Raw genomic sequence first — 4,028 nt, 5'->3', positions numbered from 1 at the left:
TTTGAGATATAAATCCGAATCCCTGCAATGACCCTACTTGAACAAACATTTTACTCCCCAACTCCAGACTCCGAAAGAAGCACTTGTTCTATCGTTGCTTTTGCATCTTTAAAGTGCTTCTTTTCCAGTCCGCGGATTACCTCTTCCGTGTTGTCTGTAATTTGTTTAATGGTAAGCATATCTTTTCAGTCTTTTTGATATTTCTTGAATTAATGGACAAAGATAGATAAAAAAATGGTAAGGTGTATGAGTTATTCGTTACTTTTGTATCCAGATTAGAAAATGAAAAGTAAGAAGGATGAATTATCTTGAGATAGCGGGCACTTTAATCGGTCTGCTTTATTTATGGTTTGAATATAAGGCGAGCATTTGGTTGTGGCCGGTCAGTGTTATTATGCCTGCCATTTATATAGTTATTTATTATCAAGTAGGTCTGTATGCCGATTCTGCTATCAGCATCTATTATTTGTTGGCTGGAATTTATGGTTGGGGGATGTGGTTGCGCCATACGCCGGATAAAGGGGAGAAGCCTGTATCTGGCACACCGTCTAAGTTGCTGCTGCCTATGTTTGTTGTGCTGCTTGTGGTGTTTGTGCTGATAGGGATTATTCTCAAAACTTATACGGATAGCACAGTGCCCTGGTGGGATAGTTTAACAACTTCACTTAGTATTATTGCCATGTGGATGCTTGCACATAAATATGTGGAACAATGGTTGGTATGGCTGGTTGTTGATATTGTTTCTTGTGGTATCTATATTTACAAAGATTTATATTTCACTTCTTTTTTATATGGACTTTATACGGTAATCGCTTTTTTCGGTTATTTGAAGTGGAAACAATTAATGAATTTATCTTATGAAAGAGTATAAATTGCCGATAGGATGTGATGTGCCGGAAACAATTATTCTGGCTGATGGTGATTTTCCTTCCCATCCGTTGGCGTTGGAATGGTTGAGGCAGTGTCCTTATGTAGTTTGTTGTGACGGGGCAGCAAATACTTATATTCGTTCAGGTAGAATGCCGGAAGCCATTGTTGGCGATGGTGATTCTTTATTGCCGGGTATTAAAGAGCGATATGCTTCGTTGATTCATAGTGAGACAGAGCAGGAAACAAATGATTTGAGTAAGGCATTCCGCTTCTGCTTATCACAGGAGAGGAAGCGTATTACTATCATGGGGGCTACAGGGAAAAGAGAAGATCATACAATAGGGAATGTCAGTTTGTTGGCAGATTATATGGAGAAGGCGGAGGTTAATATGATGACAGATTACGGTATCTTTGTTCCCATAAAGGAGGACAGTATGTTCGAATCTTATATCGGTCAGCAGATTTCTATTTTTAATATGAATAGTACGGTTTTATTTGCCGAAGGGTTGGCTTATCCTTTATCTGTGTTTACCAATTGGTGGCAAGGGACTTTGAATGAGGCATTGGCCAAGCATTTTATAATCCGGACCGAAGGTAAGGTTTTAGTGTTCAGGACATTCTAAAAGAAAAGACTCTTCATTCTTTGAAGAGTCTTTCAATTTTTTTTATTTTGTAACTGATTATGCTTCTACAGCAGGAACAACAGAAACAGATCTTCTGTCATTGCGACCTACTTTGAAACATACTGTACCATCTACTAAAGCGAAAAGAGTATGGTCACGTCCCATACCGATGTTTTCACCCGGATGGAATTCTGTACCTCTCTGACGAACAATGATGTTACCTGCTTTACAAGCCTGTCCACCAAATATCTTAACGCCTAATCTCTTACTTGCTGATTCACGGCCGTTCTTAGAACTACCTACACCTTTTTTATGTGCCATTTCTTCTTAAATTTTAAATGATTAAGCAATAACTTGTTTAATAGTTAACTCTGTAAACTGCTGGCGGTGACCATTCAGTTTTCTATAACCTTTTCTTCTCTTCTTGTGAAATACAAGTACTTTATCGCCTTTTACTAGCGGAGATACTACTTCACAAACTACCTTGGCACCTTCTACAGTAGGAGCACCTACAGTTACTGTTCCATTGTTGTCTACCAACAATACTTTTTCAAATTCAACAGTTGCGCCGTTTTCTGCGTTCTGAATGTGGTGTACAAACAGTTTTTTACCTTCTTCAGCTTTGAACTGCTGACCGTTAATTTCTACAATTACGTACATCTTTTTATAATATTAAACGGTTTTCTCCGTAAGGTGGAATGCATCACTGCCTTCGCTTTTTCTACCTCATCGGACTAAATCGGGCACAAAATTACTATATTTATTTATATCTGCAAAGAAAAATCATCTTCTTTTTTCTTGTACTCAATGTTTTTATTCATATTGCATTTTGTGGATGTGCGATTGTATAAATAAGGTTTGTGTGATTGTACTTTTATTTACCCCATTGTATAATATAGGCTATCAATACGATGATGCCTATAATGATAGAACAGACTAGCAACAGTCCCAAAAAGCAATACCAAAACATGATTATTGTACGGCAGAAACTTTTCCACCAGGAAAGTCCAAACAGTTGGCGGTAATCCCAGACAAATAATATAAAGATTGCTTTGTAACTTAAATCAAAAATATCATTCAAGTGTGCTGTCCCGGTAAATGGCAGGATCAGTAAAGAAATCCATAAGATTTGGCAAGCGATATAAACTTGTGCAAAAAAGTTTTCTGTCAGGTTTAGTCGACGTCCGATAGAGGTCCGGCAGAAGCTTAATCGGGTGCTTATTGTGAAAAGGGGGAGCAAAGCAAGGATGCTGAAGGCTTTGTTGCCATGTATCCAACTTTTCATCAGATTACCGACTGCAGAGAGAAAACTATTTTCTGTAAAATAATTGTTTGTCATTTCGTTGAAAACATTTTTTATTTCACTTCCGGCTTCGCTCAAATCATTCCAGATATCTTGATCTTCATAGGGATTATCTTGTTGGGCCATGTTTGCCAATATGTTTTTTCTTATTTCCGATATGGTTGAGTCTTGTTTGTTGGCTTCTCTTCCTAAAGTGGCTATCCGCAAGCTATCTTGTTTTGCCAAAGTCGTACCAATTTCTTTCATCAGGCCTCTCCAGTCATCAATCTCTCCATTTTTTGCTTTTATTTTTTGTTTAAGCTCCTTTTTTATTTGTTTGCTTATTTCTTTTTTTAGCTCATCTTGGTCTTGATTGCTGAATTTTGCATCGATTTGTGCTTGTATTGATTCTGATAAACTGTGGGTTTGAGCCCACCGTGCACTGTCTGCATAAGTAATACTTTGTCCTAAATAATATTTGGTACAACTGTCTGATGTCTGTTCCTGTTGATATTTGATGTCATCCATCAGGCTGGCGATAGTAGGCTCTTCTTCCATTTCCTTTTCCGATAGTTTTATCGCTGTCGGGTCAATGAGCTGTACACCCATGATATATAGAGCAGCTAGAACGAACAAGGTTTGAAATGGTTTATAGTAATGTACACGTTTCCCCCTCAGATAATCCCGTATCATGTATCCTGGTCGGTAGAGTAGTTCTATCAGGTTACGGCTGAAACCATTGTCTATGTTAAAGAATCCGCTCAAAATATTCTGAAAGGCATTTCGTATGGTAAAACGTGGTGTGTGGTGGTTTTGTCCGCAATGGGGACAATAATTCCCTTGAAATGTGTTTCCGCAGTTCTTACAGACGCAACATGTCGGATTCTCTTTTATTTCATGTTTTCCTCTTATTTGTTTTTGATGGAACAGTTTGTAGAAGGCTACTATCTTTTGAGGAAAATAGGAAGAATAAAAGAACTTTTCCGGAAAATGTTTGTCTGGTTCGTAAGGGGTGAATTTATGAATTAATGGAAGTAACGAAAGATTGTCTAATATCTGCCGATGTGGGTATACAATCAGTTCTTCACGGGTTGTCATGCCATTGAGTACACCTACAAAGTCTACTTTGGCTGCTTGGGCGGTTTCAGCGTCCACTGTGCTGTCACCGATGTAGAGTGTTTCGTTTTTCTGGCGATGCAGTCGGCGTAGTGCTTTTTTTATACCTTGAGGATCTGGCTTGGCTTGCTTTACAT

6 protein-coding genes are annotated in these 4,028 nt (G+C 38.3%); 2 read left to right on the top strand and 4 right to left on the bottom strand.

Going from position 1 to position 4,028, the window contains the following annotated elements; translation table 11 throughout:
- Positions 1–50: 50 nt before the first annotated feature.
- A complete protein-coding gene (locus tag AB5935_RS22760) occupies positions 51–179 on the bottom strand; it encodes a hypothetical protein (protein WP_368327590.1) in 129 nt (42 codons plus the stop codon).
- Between the two features lie 119 nt (positions 180–298).
- On the opposite strand from AB5935_RS22760, the gene pnuC reads away from it, so the two are divergent.
- Positions 299–871: a nicotinamide riboside transporter PnuC gene (gene pnuC, locus AB5935_RS22755; RefSeq protein WP_007850357.1), complete on the top strand. Its 573-nt coding sequence runs from the start codon at positions 299–301 to the stop codon at positions 869–871.
- The gene (locus AB5935_RS22750; RefSeq protein ID WP_007833534.1) at positions 858–1,493 is read left to right on the top strand and encodes a thiamine diphosphokinase; all 636 of its coding nucleotides are present in this window, start codon (positions 858–860) and stop codon (positions 1,491–1,493) included. Before pnuC ends, AB5935_RS22750 begins: the two co-directional genes overlap by 14 nt.
- A 57-nt stretch (positions 1,494–1,550) precedes the next feature.
- Here the strand turns inward: AB5935_RS22750 and rpmA are convergent, their stop codons facing one another.
- The 3 genes from rpmA to AB5935_RS22735 form a co-directional block, all read right to left on the bottom strand.
- Positions 1,551–1,814 (bottom strand): 50S ribosomal protein L27, encoded by a 264-nt coding sequence (gene rpmA, locus AB5935_RS22745; RefSeq protein ID WP_005839377.1) that lies wholly within the window; start codon positions 1,812–1,814, stop codon positions 1,551–1,553.
- A gap of 21 nt (positions 1,815–1,835) precedes the next feature.
- Positions 1,836–2,153: a 50S ribosomal protein L21 gene (rplU, locus tag AB5935_RS22740; RefSeq protein WP_005839375.1), complete on the bottom strand. Its 318-nt coding sequence runs from the start codon at positions 2,151–2,153 to the stop codon at positions 1,836–1,838.
- A gap of 214 nt (positions 2,154–2,367) precedes the next feature.
- The coding region (locus AB5935_RS22735; protein WP_368327589.1) for a DUF3667 domain-containing protein at positions 2,368–4,028 on the bottom strand (1,661 nt) is incomplete at its 5' end.

Source organism: Phocaeicola sp. RTP21198st1_B8_RTP21198_201120, assembly GCF_040929485.1.
Lineage (GTDB): Bacteria > Bacteroidota > Bacteroidia > Bacteroidales > Bacteroidaceae > Phocaeicola > Phocaeicola dorei.
The sequence above is the reverse complement of the archived record's forward strand: the minus strand, read 5'-3'. Positions and strand labels throughout refer to the sequence as shown.